We start from the raw sequence: 25,268 nt of genomic DNA, 5'->3' as shown, positions 1-25,268 counted from the left end.
CGCAATATAAATACACATCTTCGTTTTATAAATATATACAGTAACAAAGTTGATAAATCATTAGCGAATACAGGGCATTAATAGCGGTAAGCTCTGCATCCTTAGTAAAGCAGAGGCAAGTCCCATCTTTGAGACACCTCTCAGAATCAATGTGATGATTTTTCGCTCACAAATCATGAGATAGACCGTAGAATACGAGCCTTTTAGCCTATTAGTTCACAGCCAAGAAAAGACTACTTACTGAGATGCGAGAATAGAATTTTTGTTGCTCGACAAAACAAAAAAACCCACTAAGTTGAACCTTAGTGGGCTTTAAAATCAGTATATAGCGTTATGCTGTTAGCAATGACACACAACTATTTAGCAAGGCGATTTGCAGTCCAGACGTAAAGCAGCTCGAGAGCAATCGTCGCACCAGCCAATGCCGTAATTTCGCTTTGGTCATAGGCAGGAGACACTTCTACAACGTCCATACCAACCATGTTGATACCCTGTAAGCCACGGATGATTTTGAGCACTTTATCTGAGTTCAAACCACCACATACTGGTGTGCCGGTACCCGGAGCAAAAGCAGGATCCAGACAATCGATATCAAACGTTAGGTAAACTGGCTTATCACCAACAATGCCTTTCACTTGAGCAATGATCTCGTCCACGCTCATGTCGTTCGCTTGCATCGCGTTAATAACGTTAAAGCCGTGTCCTTCCTGCTTGTACTCTGTACGAATACCAATTTGCACTGAATGTTCAGGCGAAATTAAACCTTCATTTGGCGCATGGTAGAACATGGTACCGTGATCGTAACGACTGCCCTGACTGTAAGTGTCAGTGTGCGCGTCGAAGTGAATCAGAGCCATCTCACCGTACTTCTTGCCATATGCTCTTAACAAAGGCAGTGTAATGAAGTGATCGCCACCTAAACCTAACAGAGTTTTACCACTGTTTAGAATCGCATCAGCAGCTGCTTCTAAACGTTGAGTTAGGTCTTCTGCATCACCGCAATCAAACACAAGGTCGCCAGCATCAATTACCGAGGTATGTTCAAATACATTGAAATCCCACGGGAATTTTTTGCCTTCCCACGCCAAGTTCACAGAAGCACGACGAATCGCATCAGGGCCCATACGAGCACCCGGACGACCGGACGTCGCCATATCTAGCGGCGCACCCAACACAACCACATCAGCATCGTTGTCGATTGGGTTCTGTGCCAAAGGACGACGCATAAACGTCATCGCATTGGAATACAGCGAGTAATCTGGTTTGGTAAATAGATCGTTCATTAAAAATCCTCAAGATAGGTGTAACCCATCAAGCCTTGCTCTAACTCTTCAAGTACGCTTTGCTGTTCTTGAGCTGGTACTTTCGCCGTGACCAATTCTTTGTAGTTCTGACGAATTAGGTCCATATCGATATGAACATAACGCATCATGTCTTCTACTGTGTCGCCTTCGTTGATGTAGTCGATATTCGCTTGACCACTTTCATCAACATTCACCACAACACTGTGCGTATCACCAAATAGGTTGTGCATATCGCCCAAGATCTCTTGGTATGCGCCTACTAAGAAAAAGCCCATCAGGTATGGTTCATCTGGGTTCCATGCAGGAACTGGCAGTGTTGTTTCAATACCTTGGCCATCAACATACTGGTCAATCGTACCGTCAGAATCACAGGTGATGTCCAATACAACAGCGCGTCGCTCGTCCGCATTATCCAAACCACTTAGAGGTAATACAGGGAATACCTGATCGATACCCCAAGCATCTGGCAACGATTGGAACAACGAGAAGTTAACAAAGAACTTGTCGGCTAAACGCTCGCTCAACTCATCCAAAATAGGACGGTGGTAACGGTTCTTAGTGCTCATACGAGAGCTAAGTTCGTAGTTAATACGCAAAGACATCTGCTCTGCCCAAGCACGGTGCTGAAGATTCAGCATGCCTGTTGCAAATTGGTTGTGTGCTTCTGCGATATCACTTTGCGTGTCGTTGTAGATCTCAATCAGCGCGCGGTCATCATTACCTGCATCTAATTCTAAGAAGTTCTTCCACATGTTGTTTAGCAACAGTGGTGCATCAGCTTCAGGCGCCGCCATGTCTTCCGGTGAATAGCTTTCTGTACCGATCACGTTAGTAACAAGCACAGCGTGATGCGCAGTCAACGAACGACCAGATTCAGAAATGATCACAGGTTGTGGCTGATTGTAGAGCTTACAGATATCCCCTACTGTCATCACAATATTGCGAGCGTACTCAAGCAAGCCGTAATTCATTGAGTTTGAAGACTGGCTACGTGTGCCGTCGTAATCCACAGCCAAACCACCACCAACATCTAAGTACTTCAATTGAGCACCGATATCGCGCAGTTCACAGTAGAAACGAGCCGCTTCGCTCACACCATTTCTTACATCACGAATATTGGCCATTTGTGAACCAAGATGGAAATGCACTAACTCTAGAACATCAAGCTGATCTTCTGCTTTCAAGCGTTCAATAACGGTAAGCACTTGTGATGCAGACAAACCGAACTTCGACTTCTCACCACCACTTGCTTGCCATTTACCTGCGCCTTGAGAAGCAAGACGAATACGCAAACCTAAACGAGGTTTCACGCCAAGCGCTTTCGCTTCAGAAAGAACAAGGTCAAGCTCTGATAGCTTCTCTAAAACGATGAATACTTTGTGGCCTAGCTTTTCGCCAATCAGCGCAAGACGGATGTATTCTCTGTCTTTGTAACCGTTACACACGATCACCGAGCTCGCTTTTTGAGCCAGTGCCAATACCGCTAATAGTTCAGGCTTGCTGCCCGCCTCTAAACCAAGCTGCTTCTGCTCTAATTGAGCTTGGCTCGCTAAGATCTCGTCAACCACTTCTTTCTGTTGGTTAACTTTAATCGGGTAAACAAGTAGGTAACGGTTATCGTACTGATATTCGTCGATCGCTTGGTTGAATGCGTTACAGATATTGTGCACACGTTGATGCACGATTTGAGGAAAACGCACAAGAGCAGGCAAACCAATATTTCGCTGCTCTAACTGTTTTACGATCTGACTAAGAGGAACTTGATGATCGGTTTCGCTCGGTGAAACATACACCTCACCGTTATCATCAATTCCATAAAAACCTTGGCTCCAGTGCTTTACATTATACTCAGCACGGATGCGTTCCAAATTAACCGAATTTTCCAATTCTAGAGACCTCACACTATAGGGCCATCGACAGAAGATACCTCATTGGAATAGCGAGGTATAACCCAACAAAAAACGTTCGAAAACGATTTGTTGGCTGCATTAACCGATATTATTAAGAGTGAGTCCAACCATTGATATTTGTGGTTACGATTACGTTTTTTTATCGTCGAACCGACTTAAAGTGACAGGTAAGGTATTACAAGGTTTTAGACCAAAAAACAGGCTGAAGCGCATGAGATTTAAAGCACTTTCTAACAAAAAATCAGGTGAATAAAATACCAAAGACACATAAAATTCTTGGCTAATCAGGTCAAGTTAAGTCAGGGTTTTGACAAATATGACCACTTCCCAATCTGAACTCTCGCTATCACAAACACTACTTGTATCCCACGATTCGAGGCCTATAAACACTTCGTTCTTCCTACTAAAACTCGCTCACTTCAATGTTGTAACCGCTCAATTTTTGAACTTTTCTCGCGCATATCTTGTATTCGGTTCGATCTTCTTGTAATTTCAGCTGACCAACCAATCGGTCAGCTTTCGAATTTAGGGGATACTATGAGCCATAATCTAGACCTTGAACCAACCACGTCGAACATCAACGACATGGATAAAATATTCAACCGACAAAAAGATCACTACCGCAGTAATGTTAATCCAACGCTTGAGCAGAGAAGAAAAAACCTCTCGGAATTAAAAGCGTTGCTAATACGCTACCAAGAGCAATTGATTGACGCAGTGTCTGAAGATTATGGTCATCGCGCAAAACACGACAGCTTGATTGCTGATATCACCCCTTCTCTTCACCAAATTAATTACAGTGATAAGAACCTTAAGAAGTGGTTGAAGCCATCACGCCGCAAAGCCGGTTTGATGCTGACGCCAGCAAAGATCACGGTTCATTATCAGCCTGTGGGCGTTGTAGGCATTATCGTTCCTTGGAACTTTCCTATAATGCTCTCTTTAGGTCCTCTCATCACTGCGTTAGCGGCGGGCAACACTGCAATGCTCAAGATGTCCGAGTTTACTCCTGCGACCAACCGAGTTTTAAAAGCCATGCTGGCCGAAGGCTTTAGTGAAGATCAAGTCGCGATTATCGAAGGTGAAGCGGATGTTTCCGCTAAATTTAGCCAGCTCCCGTTTGACCATATTCTATTTACTGGGTCGACCTCTGTGGGTAAGCACGTCATGAGAGCAGCAGCCGACAACTTAACGCCAGTAACTTTGGAGTTAGGCGGCAAGTCTCCAACGATTATTGCTCCCGACTTTGATGTGGCTCACGCCGTTGAACGCATCCTGTTTGCAAAAAGCTTAAACGCTGGCCAAATTTGTGTGGCGCCCGATTACATCTTATTGCCACGAGAAAAAATCGATGCGTTCATCACAGCTTATAAGCAATACTTCAAAAAGCTGTATAAAGCAGGCATTGAGAGTAAAGACTTAACTTCAGTGATCGATATGCGTCAATACAATCGTTTGAAGGGGGTGATTGCAGATGCTCAATCTAAAGGCGCAGTTGTTCACACCGTCACCGAACAAGCGCAAGACGATGTAAACCACAGAATGACGCCGCACCTTCTCACCGAAGTGAACGACGACATGGTCGCAATGCAAGAAGAGTTGTTTGGCCCCGTACTGCCTATCGTTCCTTATGATTCTATTGAAGAAGCGATCAGCTACATCACAACAAGAGAACGTCCGCTTGCTTTGTACCTGATGAGTCATGATAAGCAGACTCAAGATCTAATCTTATCGAGCACGCACTCTGGCGGCGTGTGTATTAATGATTCTTTGGTGCATGTGGCTGCAGAAGACGCGCCGTTCGGTGGCATAGGCCCTTCAGGCATGGGACACTACCATGGCATTGAAGGCTTTAAGACCTTTAGTCATGCTAAAACCGTTCTAAGTAGAGGTAAAATTAACTTCACCAAGTTAATGCACCCTCCTTACAACAATCCAGTTAAAAAGATTCTGTTCAAAGTACTCAATAGATGATCACTAAAAGACAAAAAATCCTAGATGCTGCACTCTTGCTCTTCTCTCAACAGGGGCTAGAGGGCACATCTACCGGACAAATAGCGAAAACAGCCGGCGTGGCAAAAGCGACGTTGTTTCACCACTTCGAGAACAAATCTCTATTGATTGATGAACTGTTTCGCGAGCTGAAATTGGAGCTATTCTCTACCCTTCAACAACACACTGATATTGCTGAGCAGGATCTCTATCAAGCCTTTAAGTTCATGTGGATCACTGGGATTGAATGGGCACTAGAAAATCCGGTTGCGATGAAGTTCTTCACCAATGTTCATTTCGACCCAACGACCCAAACTCGAGAAGTAATCGTCTCGCAGATGTTCGCGTCGCTAGACGAGATCATTTTGAAAGGACAAGAGGACGGTGAATTGATGGCATTAGACATTAACCTTGTAAGGCACTTCATCCACAGTCACTTTCTGATTTGTGCAAACTGGCTTATTGAGCAAAACGAATCTCCACCAGAGCAAACATCGAAGTACATCAATGATAGCTTTGATATGTGTTGGCGAGCCGTTGGTGGACAAACCAAGTAGCTTTAGCTCTAAGCTCCAAAATATAAGTTCTAGACTCAACTTATTTCCAATAATGATCACTAAAGCGCCACACAGGCGCTTTAATCATTTGAACACAATTTAATCACCTCAGTATATTGACTTTAAGCACCCTCTTTCAGTACCATCCCACCATCATTTCAAAAGAGAATAACGCCATAATGAAGTACTAACATCCTGACATCCGATTTATTTTTATAAAAATCATTTGGACACTCGGGGTTAGTGGGCGTTACTTCGTCATCTATTTTCGCGACAAATCAAGCTCTTAAAGATCCGTTTTTTGACAAGCTACATCTTTAAGATCAGTACCTTAAAGACAGAAATCAGATCAGCACTCTATTTCCTATCTTTGATTGGTACGCTACCTAAGTAACGTCTTTGGCGATCTATACATAGAATTCTGTGTAGGGTTCTATATAGAAAAAGCGCCTCACCCCTTTTACTCGTTTACACGTAAAGGGAGGTATTTTTATGCCTACTATATTAGCCAACAATCTCTCATTCCAACTCGATACTGGTGAGTGGTTATTCAAAGACATCACCTTTAATTTGAGCACTCGCCTCACCGGCCTAGTCGGAAGAAATGGGGCTGGAAAGTCACTACTTCTTTCGTTACTGATCGGGCAAAAACAGCCCACAACAGGCAGTATTTCGCGCCAAGGTTCGATCGGCTTTTACTCTCAGTTGCCATCAACGCTACTGGATTCCGCCACCACCATCGCTGACTTCTTAGGGCTCACCGAAAAGTTAGATGCATTAAAAGCGATAGAGCAAGGTAGCTGCGAAATTCAGCACTTCAATATCGTTGGTGACGATTGGGATTTACAAGAAAGCACTCAACAGCTTTTAGCTACATTGAAAATAACCAGTGAGTTAACGACACCGTGCAACACATTAAGTGGTGGCCAACTTGCCCTCTTGCAACTCCATCGCTTATTTACCTCGAACCACGACATTTTAATTCTCGATGAACCTTCCAACCATTTGGATAGCGACGGACGTAATTGGTTATTAGAACAGTGCCAGTTGTTTGAAGGCAAAATACTAATCGTCAGTCACGACCGAGGCTTATTGAGGAACATGGAGGGGATCTACCACCTCAATAGTTTGGGGTTACGTTTCTACAAAGGAAACTACGATGGTTACTTCAAACAAATGTCGAGCCAAAGTGAAGCATTGGATAAGCAGATTGCGCATCACCAATCTGAAAAGAAACGACTGGAACGCCAAGCTCAAGTCAATAAAGAAAAAGCGCAGCAACGTGAGTCTCAAGGTAATCGACTCAGAAAGTCGGGCAGTCAGCCCAAGATCTTAATGGATGCGATGAAAGACAAAGCCGGACGAACACAAGCAGCATCAGCCACTAGCCAAAATAACTTAAAGGAGCAAAATCAAGATAAGCTTCAATCTCTTAAAGAACAAAAAGAGCAACTGAAACCGCAGGCCTTGTATCTACAACAGAGCAATAGTAAGAAAAAGAACGCGCTATTAACTGTTGAAGATTGCCGACTTGAATATGGGTCTGGTAATCCTATCCACTTTTCTCTGTCACAAGGTGAACAATGTTATCTCAGCGGTGCAAACGGCTGTGGTAAATCGATACTGTTGAAAGCGATTCACAACGAGCACTCGAACTACACAGGCACCATCAAACGCTTAGGATCTACGGTGTACCTTGATCAACACTTTGGTTTGTTAGATACCCAGAACACCATGTTCGATAGCCTCATGACGCATAGTGATGGGCTAACAGAGAGTGATGCTCGGACATTGTTGGCAGGCATCGGCTTTAGGCGTAATTCCGTGTACCGCAAAGTCGCTCACCTAAGCGGTGGAGAGAAAATGAAACTGGCGATGTTGATCGTCAGCCATAAACAGGATTCGCCATTACTGCTGCTCGATGAACCAGACAATCACCTAGACATCGACTCAAAGCAAATATTGGCGTCGGCTTTGCGTGACTATCAGGGCGCGTTCATCCTAGTCAGTCATGATGCTGATTTTGTTGAGGAGGTCGGTGTAAACCAAAATCACATACAGCTTTAAGCTCTGTAAATTCGTTCACTGAGCTTAGTTAGGCGAGCATCGTTCCGGAGCTCGCCTTTCTCGATTGAGACAAGTACACTACGCGCCTCGAACATCTATTCATAAGGCTAAGGTTTGCATACTCTAGAACAACTAAAATCAGGGCAACTAAAAGGTATTAAGCGTTTAAAGCTGTCAGAAGGTCTCACCGAGTTTCCATTAGAGATCTTAGAGCTCGCCGATTCACTAGAGATTCTCGATCTTTCGGGGAATCAGCTATCAGACTTACCTGAAGAATTATCACAGCTTACTCACCTGCGTATTATCTTTGCGTCGAATAACCTGTTCACGCACCTTCCTGATGTTCTTGGTTCGCTTCCTAAGCTTGAAATGGTTGGGTTTAAGACCAACCAAATCAAAACCGTTAGCGAGCAATCTCTGCCGACTCAACTACGTTGGTTAATCCTGACCGACAATGAGATTGAGATTCTGCCTAGCTCACTAGGTGAAAGACCACGACTACAGAAACTGGCCTTGGCGGGTAACAAGATTCGCGTGTTACCAGAAAGCATGCAAAACCTATCAAGCCTTGAGCTAGTTCGCCTGTCTGCAAACCAGTTGACTGAATTCCCTGAGTTCCTTATTAAGCTACCAAAACTGGCTTGGCTAGCATTTGCGGGTAACCCGTTTTGCAAACACCCTAGCAGCTTAGATAGCGTGCCTGCGGTAAGCTCGCAATGCTACTCACTGAATCAAGTACTTGGTCAAGGTGCGTCTGGCGTAATTTCACATGCTAACTGGTTGAACAGCGATTTTGATTTCCCACAGGAAGTCGCTGTAAAAGTATTTAAAGGTGAGGTAACAAGCGACGGTTACCCACACGATGAACTCGAAGCGTGTCTGCAGGCTGGTCATCATAGCAACCTAGTGAAGTCTATCGCTCAAGTGGATGAACAAGACTATCTCGCATTGGTGATGGAACTTATCCCAAGCAGCTATTACAACCTAGGCTTACCTCCTACTCTTGAAAGCTGTACTCGCGATACCTTCAATGAAGGCTTTGAGCTTTCAATTGCTCAGATTAATAGCATTGCCGAACAGATGATTGATGTGTTTGAACACCTTCATGCCAATAAAGTCTGTCATGGTGATCTATACGCTCACAACACTTTAGTGAACGAACAAGATCAGATGATCTTTGGCGACTTTGGAGCGGCAACTATCTACGGCTACCTAACTGAAGCACAGCAACAAGGCATTCGTCGTATCGAAGCTCGCGCATTAAAGTACTTTATTGAAGACCTACTGACGATTTGTGCAAAGCAAGATCAAGACAGCGAGCTTTATAGTCAACTAGCGAACTTCAAAGCTTAATGGCTTAATAGCTTAATAGCTTAATAGCGCGTTGATTAGAAGTACTCGGTCGAATTGAAAACAACAAAGCCAACATCACTGTTGGCTTTGTTGTTCTTGGAATATCACTAATTTTAATGGACAAGCAAGGTTGGCTAAAAGGGATTAACGCTCAGCCTGCACCAATTTCAGATACGAGTGCAGCTCACCATTTTTATATTCCACTGCAGAGTGAATATTAAGATCAGCACGAGCCACAACAGCAAACTGGTAGCGGTTCTCACCCTTCAGAATCTCGACGTGTAACAAACCATCTTTTAGTTGCCACTGCCCTGTTGTTTCAAATCGGTCGAACAAACGATATTCAATCAAAGAACCGTCAGCATTGAAGTGCACTTCAGTGATGTAACCGCCGGGACAGCTCTTCACCCAAACTCGATTCTCGATATCACTGACAATGAAGTCACGCTTGGTATCACGCCACGCTAGAAAGCCTTCGCTATCATAAAGAGCAATGTTGAGATCAGTTCTAGAAATTAACGGCTGCTCAGTTTGCTCACGACAATAAAGTTGGAGCAAAATTTTCTGAACTGTTTCATTCTGTAATTCATTCATTGTGACTTCTCTTTCTCATTGCTCTGCGTTAGACGCGGTATTGATCAACCAATTCTATTTAAAGCGGGCTACACAAGCTCGTAAGAAACCACATACAGCTGAGAGATACCTGGATAGATATCTTGAATCACGTCTTTCAGTACTTGCAGCGTCATGTTCTCTTGCTGAGCATGGAACTCACCTAAGTCATCAAATAGGATTGGTTCAACGCTGATGATCTTAAGATTACAGAACACACGGTCTTGCTCTAGCGTCGATACCTCCACAACACTACCTGGCTGGTAGTCGCGCTCAGATTCATCGCGAATAGTAATCGTCTTCTTGCCAGAAAGGATGTCCGTTTCAAAACGTTCGAAGAACGTCATAGTAGTCGGTGCGGTCATTTATTTCGGTCGCTTAACATTTAAAGGTTAGGTAGATGTTTATATACCAGAATGCGTGTTCAAGCGAATAAAAATTAGGTGCGGGATGCGAGATGCGAGATGCGAGATGCGAGATGCGAGAGAGTATGGCAAAGCCAAATTACAGGCAATAAAAAAGGAGAACCGAAGTTCTCCTTTTCTTAAACCTTTAAGCTAACTCTAAATTATAGAGATGCTTTCGCTTTTTCAACTAGAACAGCAAATGCTGCTTTGTCGAATACTGCGATGTCAGCAAGAATCTTACGGTCGATCTCGATAGATGCTTTCTTTAGGCCATTGATGAAACGGCTGTAAGATAGACCATTTTGACGAGATGCCGCGTTGATACGTGCAATCCAAAGTTGACGGAATTGACGTTTCTTGTTGCGACGGTCACGGTAAGCGTATTGACCAGCTTTGGTAACTGCTTGGAAAGCTACGCGGTAAACACGTGAACGTGCTCCGTAGTAACCTTTAGCTTGTTTTAGAACTTTCTTATGACGTGCACGAGCTTGTACACCACGTTTTACGCGAGGCATTATGCTTCTCCTAAACTAAACGAATTTATAAACTAAAAAGAATTAAGCGTATGGCATCATACGTAGAACTTGAGCAACTTCACATTTAGGAAGGATCGAGTTCGGACGTAGCTGACGCTTGTTCTTAGTAGTACGCTTAGTCAGGATGTGACGTTTACCAGCGTGCTTAAACTTAATACCACCAGCAGTTTTCTGGAAACGCTTAGCAGCACCTTTGTTGGTTTTCATCTTAGGCATGATGAATAACTCCGCATTGTTGAGTTGTTAATAACATAGTAATTAGGGCGAATAAAACCCCGCAACCTGAGGCTGCAGGGTTCAATTACTTGCAAAGCCGTTAATTACTTCTTTTTAGGGGCCAACACCATGATCATCTGGCGACCTTCAATTCTCGTTGGGAAAGATTCGACTACTGCAAATTCTTCAGTATCCGCTTTCAAACGATTAAGAACGTCAACACCGATTTCTTGGTGAGCCATTTCGCGGCCACGGAAGCGAATTGTTACCTTCACTTTGTTGCCGTCTTCTAGGAAACCAGTCAGGTTGCGTAGTTTTACCTGATAGTCTCCAATATCAGTTCCAGGTCGGAATTTAATTTCCTTGATCTGAACCTGCTTTTGCTTCTTCTTCTGCTCTTTCGCAGCTTTGCTCTTCTCGAAGAGGAACTTACCGTAGTCCATCACACGACAAACTGGCGGCTCGGCGTTAGGGCTGATCTCTACAAGATCCATACCAGCTTCATTTGCAGCTTCCATCGCTTCAGCGATTGATACTACACCAACAGCTTCGCCGTCTGCGCCAGTTAGACGCACTTCACGAACGCCACGAATGTCACCGTTTAAACGGTGCTGGTTTTGTTTGGCCGGTTGTTGGCCACGTCTTCCGCCTTTAATAGCTATTCCTCCAGATTGAGCTTACGGCTTGAAACCTCGGCTTGGATGTATGAAATAAAGTCATCCACTTTAAATTTGCCAAGGTCCTTACCTTTACGTGTACGTACTGCAATTTCGCCGGCTTCCATTTCTTGGTCACCACACACAAGCATGAACGGTACACGTTTCAAAGTATGTTCGCGGATTTTAAAGCCAATCTTCTCATTTCTCAAGTCTGCTTTGACTCTAAATCCACTTTTTTGCAGTTTTTTCGTAATTTCTTGTACATATTCAGACTGTTTGTCTGTAATGCCCATTACAACTGCTTGTTCTGGCGCCAACCACGTTGGGAAGAAGCCAGCGTATTCTTCAATAAGAATACCAATGAAGCGTTCTAGTGAACCTAAAATCGCGCGGTGGATCATAACTGGCGTGTGACGCTCGTTATCTTCACCTACGTAAGTAGCACCTAAACGTTCTGGTAATGCAAAATCGAGCTGCACTGTACCACATTGCCAAGCGCGGTCCAAACAATCATGCAAAGTAAATTCAATCTTAGGTCCGTAGAACGCACCCTCGCCTTCTTGAATCTCGTATGCAATGTCCATTGCCTCTAGCGCTTGCTTAAGGTCAGCCTCTGCACGGTCCCACATTTCGTCTGAACCTACACGCTGTTCTGGACGAGTAGATAGCTTAACAACGATGCTTTCGAAGCCGAAAGTTGTGTAAGTATCGTAAACCATTTCAATACAAGCTTTAACTTCTTGTTGAACTTGGTCTTCAGTACAGAATACGTGAGCATCATCTTGAGTGAAGCCACGAACACGCATAATGCCGTGAAGTGCGCCAGACGGCTCGTTACGGTGACATGAGCCGAACTCAGCCATACGTAGCGGTAGATCACGGTAAGATTTCAAACCTTGGTTGAAGATTTGAACGTGACCAGGACAGTTCATTGGCTTGATAGCGTATTCACGGTTCTCTGAAGAAGTAGTGAACATCGCTTCAGCGTACTTATCCCAGTGACCAGAGCGTTCCCAAAGAACACGGTCCATCATTAATGGGCCTTTAACTTCTTGGTAATCGTACTCAGTCAGTTTTTGACGAATAAATACTTCTAGCTCACGGAAGATAGTCCAACCGTTGTGGTGCCAGAACACCATGCCTGGTGCTTCTTGCTGCATGTGGAATAGGTCAAGCGCTTTACCGATTTTACGGTGGTCACGTTTAGCCGCTTCTTCTAGGCGCACAAGGTGAGCTTTAAGTGCCTTCTTGTCGTGGAATGCAGTGCCGTAGATACGTTGAAGCATCTTGTTGTCACTGTTACCACGCCAGTATGCACCCGCTACGTTAAGTAGAGTGAAGTGCTGGCAGAAGCTCATGTTAGGCACGTGTGGACCACGACACATATCGATGTATTCTTCGTGATGGTACAGGCCTGGACGATCGTCTTTAGAAACGTTCTCGTCCAAGATTTCAATCTTGTAAGTCTCGCCGCGAGCTTCGAATGCGTCGCGCGCTTCCTGCCAGCTAACTTTCTTCTTAACAACCTGGTATTTGGTCTTCGCTAGCTCTTTCATGCGCTTTTCGATCTTTTCTAGATCGTCTTGCGTTAGAGAGTGCTCAAGATCGATATCGTAGTAGAAACCGTTATCGATAGTAGGACCGATCGCCATTTTCGCTTCTGGAAAAAGCTGCTTAACCGCGTGGCCTAAAAGGTGAGCACAAGAGTGACGAACGATCTCAAGGCCATCAACTTCATCTTTAGCTGTGATGATTTCTAGGCTTGCATCGTTTTCGATAAGATCACAAGCATCAACACGCTCGCCGTCTACACGACCAGCAATGGTAGCTTTCGCAAGACCAGGACCGATTGATAGGGCAACATCTAGAGTTGATACAGGGTTGTCAAATTGACGCTGACTACCGTCAGGAAGAGTAATAATTGGCATTATTTGTCCTTTACAGTGGTGTTGCACACCAAGCAACACATGAAAATGTTTAATATATGTCTTTCAATCAACGAGTACGCTGATTGGGGATATATGCATAATAAATATACCCACATAGAAGCAAATACAGATGCCCTATTTGTAGGTATCCGAGCATTGTAACGAAATAATATAAAATGACAATGATGCGCTGTGGGTATGGCGCCGAAGCCGCCCCTCTCCCCTGCAGTCAAATTCAGGCAATTCGCACGCCTATCGTGTTATAGACGCAATAAGTCTTCTTGCATAGGATTGATGAAGCGAAACAAAAGAGGTAAATGTAGGGTATTGATATTCTGAGCCTCAACCATTCTTTTTACTCTGAACAAAAATATAGACTCATAAGAGTAATTTTTGGGAGTATTTTCGTCAGTGGTTTGGCAAATGACTTATTGGCAGGGAACACTATTTGGGGCTGTAATACATCTAACCTAGAGATTAAATTTAGCCCCGATGCATTAAATCGCTTCTTCGCACAATTTTGCTGACTTTGATTTAGACAGACTAGTTTCTTTTTTTATCATAGCTGCACATTTTTCACCGATCATAATAGACGGTGCATTAGTATTTCCCGACACAATAATAGGCATGATAGATGCATCCGCTACTCTTAAGCTTTTTAGCCCATGAACTTTTAGCTCATTATCAACGACTGCCATTGCATCATTGCCCATCTTACAAGTACCAACGGGGTGATAGATGGATTGACTGTATTTTGTCGCAGCTTCCAACAATTGTTCATCCGTTTGATACTTTGAACCTGGTACAAACTCTTCAGAAATAACCGAAGATAAAGGACTCGCATCGGTGATTTCTCTCGCTACCTTTATCGCGTTTATTGCAACAGCTTTATCTTTAGGGTGCGAGAGATAGTTAGGTTGGATACTAGGGTGCACGGAGTAGTCTTTGCTGGTGATCTTCACACGACCTCGACTTTCAGGACGCAATTGACAAACCGAAGTAGTAAAGGCCGAAAATGGGTGCACTCCTTCTCCAGGTTTGTCCGCACTGAGTGGCTGCATATGAAACTGTATGTCAGGCCTTGTTAAGTCAGAGGAAGACTGAGTGAAAATACATACCTGACTAGCAGCCAACGTTAAAGGACCTTTGCGAAACAGAGCATATTTAACTCCCACTGTCAGTTTATGCAAAGGTGTTCTCAACTCATCGTTCAGTGTTGTACAACTAGTTTTGTAGACCAGACGAATTTGTAAATGGTCTTGAAGGTTTTCTCCAACTCCAGGTAAATGATGAACGCAATCAACACCTACTGCTTCTAACTCCGCTCTGTTGCCAACTCCAGACAACTGTAATATTTGCGGTGAGCCAATTGCACCAGCACTGACAATAATCTCTTTAGCTGCCGAAACATACATTGCTTTTCCATTGCAAAAAAATTCAACACCTTTTGCTGTCTTATCGACAATATCAAGCTTGGAGGTATGTGCATGAGTCAATATTGTTAAATTATGGCGCTTTCGAGCCGACGTTAAAAAAGCTTTTGCACTGCTGCACCTCAACCCATTAAATGCTGTCTGCTGAAAATAGCCTACTCCTTCTTGGTTCTCACCATTAAAATCATCATTCCAAGGAATACCTACCTCTTGAGCTGCCTCCACAAATCGTTCGGCAATATCCCGTTTCAGTCTAAGATCTGACACTTTCAACGGCCCATCCACGCCATGGTACTTATCTTTTCCTCGGCTTTGACATTCAGACATTTTAAAATAGGGAAGCACGTCGTCATAACTCCACCCCTCATTACCAAGTGACGCCCAGTCGTTATAATCTTCTTTTTGCCCACGTATATATAGCAACCCGTTCAAGGAGCTGCTCCCACCAAGTACTTTGCCTCTAGGCCATTGTAATTGTCGATTATCAATACCTTCATCACGATCGGTTAGATAACACCAATCAGTTGACGGGTTGTGCATGGTTTTAAAATAACCAACCGGGATATGAATCCAAGGATTCCAATCTCGACCACCAGCCTCAAGTAATAACACTGAAACATCTGGATCCTCACTTAAACGACTAGCAATTGCGCACCCAGCCGACCCCGCCCCTACAACAACATAATCAAAGACACCCACATCCTTATGTAACCTTCCCATAACAAAATCTCCTTTGTATTTTCATAAATCGAGACACAGCGTCCCAAAAAACATAAACCAATAACAATAATTAGTAAATATCGAGAGAATATGAATTGTTTTTTGTTGACTTATCGCACACTAATAACAACCCAACTTGGACATTTAACATTTTTTAAACAAGTGTAATTGGGCTATTTACATGAATCAGGATGGGTACATGAGAACTTCAAAAGACAAACCATATAGCCGACGCGACTTTTTTAATGTTGCAAAGCGTGCCGGGCTTACATCAGCTTTATTCGCTGCAGGGACATTAGGGACAGGGGCTACCTTAAGTAGCCTGGCAAATGCGTCGGAAAGCGTATCTCGAACTCGAGAAAAGAAAAAACCAATCGTAGTCTTAAAGTTTGGAGCCTCTGGCTTTAATGAACAAAACTTAGATATCCAAAAGTCGGGACAATTATTTTTCGCTAGAGATCTTGAAGAAAGAACAAATGGTGAAATACAAGTTGAATTCTTTGGCTCCAATCAACTATGTGGGCAATTGGATTGTATAAGAAAAACTCAGCAAGGAATCGTTGACATATATTCCGCATCTACACAAAACTCCGCTGCTGGTGCGCCATACATGAATGTTCTTGATTTTGCATACATGTTCCCTACGCGAGCTTCGCAATTTCATTTTTTTTATGACAAACGAAGCGAATCATTGTTTCGTGAACCATTACGTAAACGCCACAACATTCAATTCCTATTCACGCACTGTGACTTACGTGGACTCATGTTAGGCAACAAATGGAAAGACAAACCCTTGGTTACGTCGCTAGCCGATATTCAAGGCACCAAAAACCGAGTAACAGGAACCCAGTTAGGGCGTATCGCCATGGAGCAACTCAATCTCAACCCTGTACCAGTTGCCTGGGCTGAAACAATTGATGGGCTCCGACAAGGACTACTTGATGGTGCGGAAACTTGGATGAGCGCAGCGGCATATTCAGGAATGACATCAGTAATATCTCAAGCGATCGATTTACGCATGTTCTCTGGAAACGAGAGTACAGCTATGAATTACGACGTTTTTGAAAAGTTAAGCGATAAACATAAAGAAGCGGTCATGGAATCTGCATATTGTGCACAAATTTTTACTCACGGAATGAATGAAGGTGGGTTGTACGAAATTATTGGTGCACAAACTCACCCTAACGAGAATACGCAATTCCGACAAAATAATATCCGCTTTGCTGCACTTTCAGATGAAGAGAGATTTAAGGCTGAACAAATATGCTCACCGGAATATAACCCAGAACCATGGCAAAAATGGCGTAATCGTTTAAATGCTTGGGCAGGCGATATTGATATCTATAAAGAAATTCACGGGATTGCTAGAGAACTCCCTAAAGACGCAGCGGTAGTCAACGTCAAACCACAACGTTGGTGGTTAGGTTAATACTCTGACAACCCATTAAATAAAACTAAGGCATGACATCATGAATGAAATCATCAGCACTGCCGTCCACCCGGCAACCTCAGTCAAAAAGTGTTTGTATTGGCTAGATAACAACATAGAAAAATATCTCATTGTGAGCAGCTACTCTATAATGACTGTCATTATCTTCGTTGAAATAATCAGACGTTTTTTCTTTAGTATTCAGGCTCCGTGGAGCACTAGTATCCCTGTACTACTATTTTTATGGCTTACCTGGGTCGGCGCAGCTGTCAATGTCAAAAACCGTACTCACTTATCGCTCACCGAAATTAGATTACGCCTCCCTTATCAAGCGCAATTTGTATGCCTCATATTAGATGCCGTTCTCTGGCTAGTTTTTGCGGGCGTCGTTCTTTATTTTGCAACGGATCAGGTAAGGATCGCTTACGACAATTTTGCAATTGTTCAAGGAACTGACGATGTCATGCAGTGGTGGTTTTATATGGCAACACCAGTAGGCTGGACATTAATAATCTATCGAGTGATACAGAACTTCTTCCAAGATTGTAAACGGTACATAAATAATGAGCCATTGATAATCCAGACATCATTAGCGGAGAAAGAAGCATGAGTGAAGGTGATTTGATTAGCATTATTAGTGTCATCGTTTTGGTTCTATTTCTAGCAGGCATCCCTATATTTTTAATCATTGGGCTATGGGTTGTTGGGGTTAGTATCGTCATTGACTTTACCCTCGCTAACATCGGTGTAACGCTATTTGAGGGGTTAAACTTTTTCGGCTTACTAGCATTACCTCTTTTCATTCTAACCGGCGATCTAATTAATGCTGCAGGCATTGCAAAACGACTCTCTGATTTTGCGTACTCTATTTTGGGTTCCATTCGTGGTGGTATGGGTATGGCTGCGATTGGAGCTTGTGGGATGTTCGCAGCCATTTCCGGGTCTAATGCTGGGACAACAGCCACAATTGGCTCAATAATGGCTCCAGAAATGAAAAAGAATGGTTACGACGAAAGATTTTCTGCAGCCACAGCAGCATCAGGAGGAACTGTTGGAATTATTATTCCGCCGAGCGTGATATTCATTGTGTATGGCTTCATGATGAACCTTTCCATAACGGATCTGTTTATTGCAGGAATGCTGCCAGGTAGCCTCATGGTATTAGCGATGATGTTCGCATGCCATCTAGTTGCTCGAAAACAAGGATGGGGAACAGTTATTCCTTTTGTCGCAAAGACCAGTTTCAAATATGCAAGACGCGCTTACCTCGGCTTCATTACTATTGGTGTAGTCGTCTACGGCATTTACTCTGGAGCATTCTCACCAACAGAGGCCGCTGCATTCACCGTTGGGTTCACAATTATCGCAGGCTGTATTCTGACCAAAGAGTTACATTTCAAAAACATTCCTTCTGTGATGCTCAAATCAGGGCAGATTACAGGAATGCTAGCACCATTAATCGCGATTTCTGTCGTCATGCAACAATTACTTTCCATGATGGGAGTCGGTGAAATAATTGGTAACGCACTTAATGGATTCGGAAGCTATTACGCAGTCTTATTTATGTGTATGGGGATTATACTTTTAGCCGGGATGCTCTTAGAAAGCTTACCGGTTACCATTATTTTAGCTCCAATTCTCGCACCTATTGCCACAGGCATTGGCGTCGATCCGATTCATTTTTCAGTTATCTTCTTAGTCGGAGCTGCAATTGGTTTTGTCACACCACCGTTCGGCTTAAATTTATATGTCGCAAGTAGCGTAACCGGGATCCCTTATGGTAAGTTAGTTCGGTTTGTCATTCCTTACTTCACAGCGCTATTTATCTCGTGGGTTTTGATTGCTTTATTACCGAGCATTTCATTATTCTTGGTTCAATTTGGCGGCTAAAGTAGATTAACCGAATTTGCAAGCAATGACCCATTGCTTGCAAATTTATCAGAAAAAACAAAGGAGAAGCAGCATGAGCAATAACGAATCGTCAAGTAATTCAGCACTGTCACGTGCATTTAAGATTACTGAGTTCATCGCTAGTGAGACACGCCCCGTTACAGCGGTTGATATTGCTTTGTTCCTAAACCTTCCTAAGGCCAGCGTACACCGGATACTCAGTCAACTTGAAGAGGAGGATATTATTGCGAGAGATCTCCAAGGTCGCTTCTTGTCTATCGGTTCTCGATTTAAAAAAATGTCTCTAGACGTCCTGTCACATTTTGATGGGCGCGCACCTCGCCAGATGGTTTTAAAAGAATTAACAGACGAAATACAGGAAACCTGTAACTTATCCGTATTAGATGGATATGAATTGTTGTATTTTGAGCGTGTTGAGGCTAATTGGCCTATGATGGTCAACTTAAAATTAGGCTCGAGGTTACCTCTGCACTGTACTGCTAGTGGCAAGCTATTTTTGGCCTTAATGCCAAGAAATAAACGAAAGCAGATACTTTCGACCCTAACACTAGAACCACAAACAAAACATTCGATTACCAACGTCGACGACCTAAACAGAGAGCTCGACGAGATTGGGATTCGTGGTATTAGCATCGACAATGAAGAGCTCATTGAAGGTATGGTTGCCATTGCAGTCCCAGTTTGTGATCAAGACGGAAATATGATTGCAGGCATGGCAATACACGCACCTACATTGAGGTTGAGTGTTAGTGACTTACTCACTAAAGCCGGTAGGTTGAAGCTTGCAGCAAAAAAACTAGAAAGCCTAATGACATTTCAATCCCAGATTACCGATGAGGCGGTAGAGTAACGTGACACGAATAGATGTATCCCAATAGGCCTAAATACCGAGTTCACAAACGAGCACAAGTTAAAATAACAAAGTAACAGGTAGTATTACTTCAATGACTCTTCATTAATCTACAGTGCCTTTGAGCACCGTGGTCTTCATCTCTCTACTTTTAAAACTCACCTTTCGAACTAAGCTATATAGAAGCAACGGAATGCAGATGAGGTACATATGGAGAAACGGGCTACTTGTATATCGCTCATACGACCTTTACCGCTAGTAATAGCCGCCATGTTTTCTGCGCCAAACGCATGGGCCAACAAAGATTACGGCCCCTTAATCAGTTATACCCAAGCACCACTGCAGTCGGTTCGCCTCACCCCGTCGCTCCGTTCAGGCTTCCCTCTTGAAGAGAATAAGGTTGAAGTATTTACAGCCTTAACTGCTGCGAGTATCTGGGCTAACTCCCACGACTATCACTTAGACTATTATCAAAACCAACTTCAAACAGGCCTGCGATGGCAATTGACTACAGCGTGGCAAGTAGAGCTCAATTACCGCTGGTTATACGCCGCCAATAATCATCTCGACAAAATCACCATTAACTTTCACGACCTATTTAGCATCGACCAAGCAGGTCGAGATTAGAAAGAGAGACACCAATTCGACATCTATGCACCAGACCATGGCGTCAATAATCGAGACTTCTCCGGCGACACATTGACTAGCGCTTTCACGCTCTACACCCAATATCAGATCATAGATATAGAAAACCATGGCTTATCTTTTGGCGTCTCCCTTTATCATAACAAAGTCAGCCACGGTGCATTTAAGGGAAACAGCACCGAACAAAGCGCTCAACTCAATTATGCATACCAACTCGACATCAATACCTTCTATACAAGCTTAGGATTAGCGAATCAGTCCAGTAGAGAAGTGGAGAATAGCTTTTCACATAAAAAAACGACATGGTCATGGATGGGAGGATATCAACTCACGCTATTTGAAAATCATGAGTTACACCTAGAGTATCGTTGGTATGAAGGCGCAGAAGACGGTGAAACTGAGTTTTCAGAAGCCGCGAATGAAATGATGTTTGGCTATCGCTATCTCATGCAACGCTCGGCAATTGAGATATCCATAATCGAGAACATTTTCAATATGGACAACTCCACCGATGTTGCTTTTCAATTGGCCTATCGGCACCAGTGGTAAACCCATTTCAGGACGGGGCAGATAGTAGAATCAAAAAAGCCGAATGGTTAAGTTCGGCTTGAAAAGTTGTATTGTCTCTATTAATTAATAGACAGAGCGACTGCTAACAGAGAGGGAACTACGCACTCATGATTCTTGATACAGCGTTGCGAATGTCTGAGTCGGCCGCATTAGCAGGTAAGCTGAATGAGATGTATTGGTCGCCGCGGAAGCTCATTGAGCGGTCGATTTCTGCTAGGCAGTGAACCATTGAACCTTCAACGATGAATGACAGCTCGATCTCTTTATTATTCATGAAGCCGCCGCTGCGAAACTCAATCTCTTGGTAACAGCCCGAACGAGAAGCAAAGCTGTTGCCTTTTAAGAAGCCCTTCTCTACGTCTGCTTTCACCATTGCCATACCTGATGCTTCCACGCCTCGGATGATTTTAGCCACTGTTGGCAATGGGTGTACGGAGATAAAGTCACGGTCTTTAGGGTCAATCGCGAAGCCTATATCTAGGTTGGTTTCAACCCACACATGGCATTGGTTCATTTGTGCGTTCAACGCGGTGACTGGCGTTTCATCATTTAACTTAAGACGGAATGGAACCAGTTTGGTTTCGTCCGGTTGGATAACGAAAGGCTCTACGGCTTGAATACGACCCAGTGAAAAGGTTTCGTAGCTGGTGCTATCTTCCGTTTCTACTTTTACTTCTGTGTTGAGAACCAAGTTGATCAGGTCGATTTGTTGCTCAACGTCACCACCAACAATGTGAACATTGCCAGACAACTCTCCACCTTGGAAAACTTCAATATTATCTAAGACAGTATCAACCTTTGCTGCACCGATGCCCAACGAGGCCTTTAATTTCTTAAACATATTATTTCCCTTTCTAATTATCTGATTTACGAATAGTTATTGCGTGACAATTTGCGACACTTGCCTCACAGAATCAAGCAATTTGCCCCATCTATGTTGAATAAGGTCACATTGCCCGAGGAAATGTTGAAATCGTGAAAAATTCCGTTACTCTATTTGTATAGTCAAATAAGGTTTCATTATGTCGAAAGCACCGCTCTACCTTCAGATAAAACAGTTCATAGATGACAAGATCAGCAGTGGTCATTGGCCGGTGGGTTACCAAATCACCACAGAACTCGAACTTACCGAGCAGTTCAATGTGAGTCGAATGACGGTCAATAAAGCCATTCGAGATCTTGTGTCTGAAGGCAAGCTCATCAGGAAACCAAGACTGGGGACTTTTGTTTGTGAACCCGACGAAAAAGCGCAATCTCCGCTGCTTGATATCAACAACATCGCGCAAGAGATCAAAGACCGCGGCCAAACGTATACTAGTCAAGTTATCAAGCACGATAGCATCAAGGCTGATGAAAGCACGGCTACACGGTTAGGTGTGATGATTAACGCAGAGGTGTTCTATAGTGAAATCATACACTTTGCTGACAACACGCCGATACAATTGGAAGCGCGCTGGGTGAATTCTCAAGCCGCTCCAAAATACCTAGAGCAAGACTTTTCAACTTCCACACCTAATGAATACCTTTCAAAAAGCTGCCCGTTAAGTGCTATCGAGCACACAGTTGAAGCCATTATTCCAGACTCTCAAATCAGAACGTCACTAAAGCTATCTGAATCAGAGCCTTGCCTTCTTTTGAATAGAAGAACATGGAGCAAAGAACGCCTCATCAGCTTTGCATTGCTCTACCATCCTGGCTCTAAGTACAAATTAAGCTCCAAGATACTTCTAGATTAAAGAACATCATCCTGATCGCCGATCACATTTTTGCAACATCAACTTGATTCGGGTCAGCGTTTAGCCTATTTATTTGTATATACATTTAATGTTTAGCAAAGATCTAGGTGATTATGAATTTGATCCTCAAAAACGCACGAGTGGTCTCGATGAGCTCGGGAGCTGACGGTTATCAACCTTCTTCCCCGCAAGATATCGTTATCGAGAACGGTAAGATCGTATTCCTGTCACACTCAAGCGATGAGTCACTTCATTGTGAAACGGCGAGTGCTAGCCGCTCTGTTGATCACATCATCTACGACTGCAAAAACAAGCTCGTCACACCAGGACTGATTGATTGCCACACTCATCTGGTGTTTGCAGGTAATCGTGCCAATGAATTTGAACAACGGTTAAATGGTGTCTCCTACACCGACATCGCAAAACAAGGCGGTGGTATTTTAGCGACGGTAACGGCGACACGAGCCGCACAAGAAGCCGAACTGGTTGAGATGGCGCTGCCTAGATTAGACGGCCTGCTAAGAAGTGGTGTCACCAGCGTTGAAGTAAAGTCTGGCTATGGTTTAACACTTGATGACGAGCTTAAGATGTTACGTGCTGCTAAAGCCTTAGAAAACCACCGTCGTATTAAAATCACCACCACACTCCTTGCAGCACATGCTGTACCACCAGAATATAAAGAACAGCCAGATCGTTACGTTGATCTGGTATGCCAAGAGATCATCCCTAAAGCCGCAGAGCAAGGACTAGCTGACACGGTCGACGTATTCTGCGAATCGATCGGCTTCAACCTAGAACAAACCGATCGTGTATTTGCGGCTGCTAAAGAACATGGGCTAGCGATCAAAGGCCACACAGAGCAGCTTTCTAACATGGGCGGCAGTGCGCTCGCAGCTAAATACGGTGCACTCTCTGTCGACCATGTTGAATACCTTGATGAAACAGGAGTAAAAGCACTGGCTAAATCAGGAACAGTCGCCACATTATTACCAGGTGCTTTCTACTTTTTGAAAGAGACACAGCAGCCGCCCATTGCCCTACTTCGTGAGCACAACATCCCAATGGCAATCGCGACCGACTTAAACCCCGGCACTTCTCCTTTTGCTGATTTAACACTGATGATGAACATGAGCTGCACCCTATTTGGCACAACCCCAGAAGAAGCATTACGTGGGGTAACTTGCCATGCAGCCGCTGCCATTGGCGAGTCGCAAAACAGAGGCAAAATTGAAGTAGGTTACTCTGCTGATTTGGCTATCTGGAATATCGAGCACCCTGCCGACTTAAGCTATCAAGTTGGTGTTCCTCACCTGCATAAGCGCATTGTTAATGGCGAGGTCTGTCATGACTCAATCTAAATCCAGCTGCACTAATACAGTATCCACCACTCACAACTTTGTGTGGACGGGGCGTAATGACCTTGAAGATGGCGAGCTCGGTACTCGTGTTCATCACATTACCACGCAAGTACAAAGTAATGTTTTAAATGAAGGGCTTACTGACAACGCTGTTGCCTTGGTTGGCTTTGCCAGCGATGCCGGTGTTGCAAGAAATAAAGGACGTGTTGGCGCAAAACAAGCACCTAATTTGATTCGCCAAGCGTTAGCTAATATGGCTTGGCACTGTGATACACGCTTTGCTGATCTTGGCGATATCGAATGTAACGATGATCAATTAGAAGTGAGCCAGAAGCAGTGCGCTACTGTGATTGCCAATGCGCTATCAACCAACAAAGTGATTACCCTTGGCGGCGGTCACGAAGTCGCTTGGGCTTCTTTCCAAGGCCTAGCTGAGCATCTTCACAGAACTCAATCAGATCACAAACCTAAGATAGGTATCGTTAACTTTGATGCTCACTTTGATCTTCGTGAATTTGAAAGCGACATCGCTGACGTCAAACCAAGCTCAGGCACACCCTTTAATCAGATTAGCGAATACTGCCACACACATCAGTGGCCATTTCATTACGCGTGTCTCGGTGTAAGTGCCGCCAGCAATACCAAAGCACTTTTCAACAAAGCCGACCGACTTGGTGTGTGGTATGAACACGACCGCAACATGACCCAAGTGAACCAAGTCGCTCAACTGGTTAAGTTACAAAAATTCATCGCTGAGTGTGATTACCTCTATCTCACTATCGACCTTGACGTATTTCCAGCAGCGACAGCGCCGGGCGTCAGTGCACCAGCGGCAAGAGGCGTGAGCTATGAAGCACTCGCTCCTTTTCTAGAACAGATTTTCAAACACAGTGAAAAACTCATTATCGCGGACATTGCGGAATACAACCCAGACTACGACATCGATAGCCAAACTGCTCGATTGGCGGCACGTTTGTGTTGGGATATAGCCAGTGCAATGGCCAGCGACTAATCCAGCTATACCGATAACTACAACTACAACTACAACTACAACGATATAACGTGAAACAGAAGG

21 protein-coding genes and 1 pseudogene are annotated in these 25,268 nt (G+C 43.9%); 12 read left to right on the top strand and 10 right to left on the bottom strand.

Annotated features, from left to right (window positions below; all coding sequences use genetic code 11):
- Nucleotides 1–356: 356 nt before the first annotated feature.
- The gene (gene speB / locus AB6E52_RS01805; RefSeq protein WP_102320516.1) at nt 357–1,283 is read right to left on the bottom strand and encodes an agmatinase; all 927 of its coding nucleotides are present in this window, start codon (nt 1,281–1,283) and stop codon (nt 357–359) included.
- Entirely contained in the window at nt 1,283–3,190 is a 1,908-nt protein-coding gene (gene speA, locus AB6E52_RS01800) for a biosynthetic arginine decarboxylase (RefSeq protein ID WP_102320535.1), read from the bottom strand. The genes speB and speA overlap by 1 nt, the downstream gene beginning before the upstream one ends.
- 561 nt (nt 3,191–3,751) lie before the next feature.
- On the opposite strand from speA, the gene AB6E52_RS01795 reads away from it, so the two are divergent.
- The 4 genes from AB6E52_RS01795 (at nt 3,752) to AB6E52_RS01780 (ending at nt 9,183) form a co-directional block, all read left to right on the top strand.
- Nucleotides 3,752–5,188, top strand: coding sequence for a coniferyl aldehyde dehydrogenase (locus AB6E52_RS01795; protein WP_102320515.1), 1,437 nt, complete (start codon nt 3,752–3,754; stop codon nt 5,186–5,188).
- The gene (locus AB6E52_RS01790) at nt 5,185–5,763 is read left to right on the top strand and encodes a TetR/AcrR family transcriptional regulator (protein ID WP_017088387.1); all 579 of its coding nucleotides are present in this window, start codon (nt 5,185–5,187) and stop codon (nt 5,761–5,763) included. The genes AB6E52_RS01795 and AB6E52_RS01790 overlap by 4 nt, the downstream gene beginning before the upstream one ends.
- A gap of 492 nt (nt 5,764–6,255) precedes the next feature.
- Entirely contained in the window at nt 6,256–7,830 is a 1,575-nt protein-coding gene (locus AB6E52_RS01785; protein WP_102320514.1) for an ATP-binding cassette domain-containing protein, read from the top strand.
- Nucleotides 7,831–7,944: 114 nt separating this feature from the next.
- Nucleotides 7,945–9,183 carry a leucine-rich repeat-containing protein kinase family protein gene (locus AB6E52_RS01780; protein WP_102320513.1) on the top strand — a complete coding sequence of 413 codons (1,239 nt, stop codon included), beginning with the start codon at nt 7,945–7,947 and terminating at the stop codon, nt 9,181–9,183.
- 144 nt (nt 9,184–9,327) lie between these two features.
- Here AB6E52_RS01780 and AB6E52_RS01775 read toward each other — a convergent pair whose 3' ends face one another.
- The 7 genes from AB6E52_RS01775 to AB6E52_RS01745 all read right to left on the bottom strand — a co-directional run bounded on the left by AB6E52_RS01775 (nt 9,328) and on the right by AB6E52_RS01745 (nt 15,694).
- Nucleotides 9,328–9,777: a hypothetical protein gene (locus tag AB6E52_RS01775; protein ID WP_102320512.1), complete on the bottom strand. Its 450-nt coding sequence runs from the start codon at nt 9,775–9,777 to the stop codon at nt 9,328–9,330.
- A 68-nt stretch (nt 9,778–9,845) separates the two neighbouring features.
- A complete protein-coding gene (yqfB, locus tag AB6E52_RS01770; protein WP_017063603.1) occupies nt 9,846–10,160 on the bottom strand; it encodes a N(4)-acetylcytidine aminohydrolase in 315 nt (104 codons plus the stop codon).
- A gap of 203 nt (nt 10,161–10,363) precedes the next feature.
- A complete protein-coding gene (rplT, locus tag AB6E52_RS01765) occupies nt 10,364–10,717 on the bottom strand; it encodes a 50S ribosomal protein L20 (protein ID WP_004733517.1) in 354 nt (117 codons plus the stop codon).
- A gap of 42 nt (nt 10,718–10,759) precedes the next feature.
- Nucleotides 10,760–10,954, bottom strand: coding sequence for a 50S ribosomal protein L35 (gene rpmI / locus AB6E52_RS01760; RefSeq protein ID WP_004738430.1), 195 nt, complete (start codon nt 10,952–10,954; stop codon nt 10,760–10,762).
- 104 nt (nt 10,955–11,058) lie between these two features.
- On the bottom strand, nt 11,059–11,610 hold the full coding sequence (infC, locus tag AB6E52_RS01755; RefSeq protein ID WP_076654893.1) for a translation initiation factor IF-3: 552 nt from the start codon (nt 11,608–11,610) through the stop codon (nt 11,059–11,061).
- Between the two features lie 2 nt (nt 11,611–11,612).
- Nucleotides 11,613–13,541 carry a threonine--tRNA ligase gene (thrS, locus tag AB6E52_RS01750; RefSeq protein WP_017059786.1) on the bottom strand — a complete coding sequence of 643 codons (1,929 nt, stop codon included), beginning with the start codon at nt 13,539–13,541 and terminating at the stop codon, nt 11,613–11,615.
- A gap of 497 nt (nt 13,542–14,038) precedes the next feature.
- Nucleotides 14,039–15,694 (bottom strand): GMC family oxidoreductase, encoded by a 1,656-nt coding sequence (locus tag AB6E52_RS01745; RefSeq protein ID WP_102320511.1) that lies wholly within the window; start codon nt 15,692–15,694, stop codon nt 14,039–14,041.
- Between the two features lie 199 nt (nt 15,695–15,893).
- Between AB6E52_RS01745 and AB6E52_RS01740 the strand changes: the two genes are divergently transcribed.
- From AB6E52_RS01740 to AB6E52_RS01720, 5 genes and pseudogenes are all read left to right on the top strand, one after another.
- On the top strand, nt 15,894–17,123 hold the full coding sequence (locus AB6E52_RS01740; protein ID WP_198594319.1) for a TRAP transporter substrate-binding protein: 1,230 nt from the start codon (nt 15,894–15,896) through the stop codon (nt 17,121–17,123).
- Nucleotides 17,124–17,163: 40 nt separating this feature from the next.
- Entirely contained in the window at nt 17,164–17,733 is a 570-nt protein-coding gene (locus AB6E52_RS01735; protein WP_017059783.1) for a TRAP transporter small permease, read from the top strand.
- On the top strand, nt 17,730–19,013 hold the full coding sequence (locus AB6E52_RS01730) for a TRAP transporter large permease (RefSeq protein WP_102320510.1): 1,284 nt from the start codon (nt 17,730–17,732) through the stop codon (nt 19,011–19,013). Before AB6E52_RS01735 ends, AB6E52_RS01730 begins: the two co-directional genes overlap by 4 nt.
- A gap of 73 nt (nt 19,014–19,086) precedes the next feature.
- On the top strand, nt 19,087–19,884 hold the full coding sequence (locus tag AB6E52_RS01725; protein ID WP_017059781.1) for an IclR family transcriptional regulator: 798 nt from the start codon (nt 19,087–19,089) through the stop codon (nt 19,882–19,884).
- A gap of 270 nt (nt 19,885–20,154) precedes the next feature.
- Nucleotides 20,155–21,078, top strand: a pseudogene (locus AB6E52_RS01720) (DUF3187 family protein).
- 118 nt (nt 21,079–21,196) lie between these two features.
- Here AB6E52_RS01720 and AB6E52_RS01715 read toward each other — a convergent pair.
- A complete protein-coding gene (locus AB6E52_RS01715; RefSeq protein ID WP_017059779.1) occupies nt 21,197–21,940 on the bottom strand; it encodes a sporulation protein in 744 nt (247 codons plus the stop codon).
- A 181-nt stretch (nt 21,941–22,121) separates the two neighbouring features.
- Between AB6E52_RS01715 and hutC the strand changes: the two genes are divergently transcribed.
- From hutC to hutG, 3 genes are all read left to right on the top strand, one after another.
- Nucleotides 22,122–22,835, top strand: a complete 714-nt coding sequence (gene hutC, locus AB6E52_RS01710) for a histidine utilization repressor (RefSeq protein WP_102320509.1) — start codon at nt 22,122–22,124, stop codon at nt 22,833–22,835.
- Nucleotides 22,836–22,948: 113 nt separating this feature from the next.
- Nucleotides 22,949–24,193, top strand: a complete 1,245-nt coding sequence (gene hutI, locus AB6E52_RS01705; protein WP_102320508.1) for an imidazolonepropionase — start codon at nt 22,949–22,951, stop codon at nt 24,191–24,193.
- Complete coding sequence (gene hutG / locus AB6E52_RS01700) at nt 24,180–25,205, top strand: formimidoylglutamase (protein ID WP_102320507.1); 1,026 nt, start codon at nt 24,180–24,182, stop codon at nt 25,203–25,205. The genes hutI and hutG overlap by 14 nt, the downstream gene beginning before the upstream one ends.
- The last annotated feature ends 63 nt before the right edge of the window (nt 25,206–25,268 follow it).

This window comes from Vibrio sp. 10N.247.311.13, assembly GCF_041467595.1.
GTDB classification, from domain to species: Bacteria; Pseudomonadota; Gammaproteobacteria; order Enterobacterales; family Vibrionaceae; genus Vibrio; species Vibrio crassostreae_C.
Note: the sequence above shows the minus strand (reverse complement) of the source record. Positions and strands in the feature narration are given on the sequence as shown.

Excerpts from the sequence above, each read along its gene's own strand:
- speB (WP_102320516.1), bottom strand. The coding sequence starts at position 1,283 with ATGAACGATCTATTTACCAAACCAGATTACTCGCTGTATTCCAATGCG.
- AB6E52_RS01795 (WP_102320515.1), top strand. The coding sequence starts at position 3,752 with ATGAGCCATAATCTAGACCTTGAACCAACCACGTCGAACATCAACGAC.
- AB6E52_RS01790 (WP_017088387.1), top strand. The coding sequence starts at position 5,185 with ATGATCACTAAAAGACAAAAAATCCTAGATGCTGCACTCTTGCTCTTC.
- AB6E52_RS01785 (WP_102320514.1), top strand. The coding sequence starts at position 6,256 with ATGCCTACTATATTAGCCAACAATCTCTCATTCCAACTCGATACTGGT.
- AB6E52_RS01775 (WP_102320512.1), bottom strand. The coding sequence starts at position 9,777 with ATGAATGAATTACAGAATGAAACAGTTCAGAAAATTTTGCTCCAACTT.
- yqfB (WP_017063603.1), bottom strand. The coding sequence starts at position 10,160 with ATGACCGCACCGACTACTATGACGTTCTTCGAACGTTTTGAAACGGAC.
- rplT (WP_004733517.1), bottom strand. The coding sequence starts at position 10,717 with ATGCCTCGCGTAAAACGTGGTGTACAAGCTCGTGCACGTCATAAGAAA.
- rpmI (WP_004738430.1), bottom strand. The coding sequence starts at position 10,954 with ATGCCTAAGATGAAAACCAACAAAGGTGCTGCTAAGCGTTTCCAGAAA.
- thrS (WP_017059786.1), bottom strand. The coding sequence starts at position 13,541 with ATGCCAATTATTACTCTTCCTGACGGTAGTCAGCGTCAATTTGACAAC.
- AB6E52_RS01745 (WP_102320511.1), bottom strand. The coding sequence starts at position 15,694 with ATGGGAAGGTTACATAAGGATGTGGGTGTCTTTGATTATGTTGTTGTA.
- AB6E52_RS01740 (WP_198594319.1), top strand. The coding sequence starts at position 15,894 with ATGAGAACTTCAAAAGACAAACCATATAGCCGACGCGACTTTTTTAAT.
- AB6E52_RS01735 (WP_017059783.1), top strand. The coding sequence starts at position 17,164 with ATGAATGAAATCATCAGCACTGCCGTCCACCCGGCAACCTCAGTCAAA.
- AB6E52_RS01730 (WP_102320510.1), top strand. The coding sequence starts at position 17,730 with ATGAGTGAAGGTGATTTGATTAGCATTATTAGTGTCATCGTTTTGGTT.
- AB6E52_RS01725 (WP_017059781.1), top strand. The coding sequence starts at position 19,087 with ATGAGCAATAACGAATCGTCAAGTAATTCAGCACTGTCACGTGCATTT.
- AB6E52_RS01715 (WP_017059779.1), bottom strand. The coding sequence starts at position 21,940 with ATGTTTAAGAAATTAAAGGCCTCGTTGGGCATCGGTGCAGCAAAGGTT.
- hutC (WP_102320509.1), top strand. The coding sequence starts at position 22,122 with ATGTCGAAAGCACCGCTCTACCTTCAGATAAAACAGTTCATAGATGAC.
- hutI (WP_102320508.1), top strand. The coding sequence starts at position 22,949 with ATGAATTTGATCCTCAAAAACGCACGAGTGGTCTCGATGAGCTCGGGA.
- hutG (WP_102320507.1), top strand. The coding sequence starts at position 24,180 with ATGACTCAATCTAAATCCAGCTGCACTAATACAGTATCCACCACTCAC.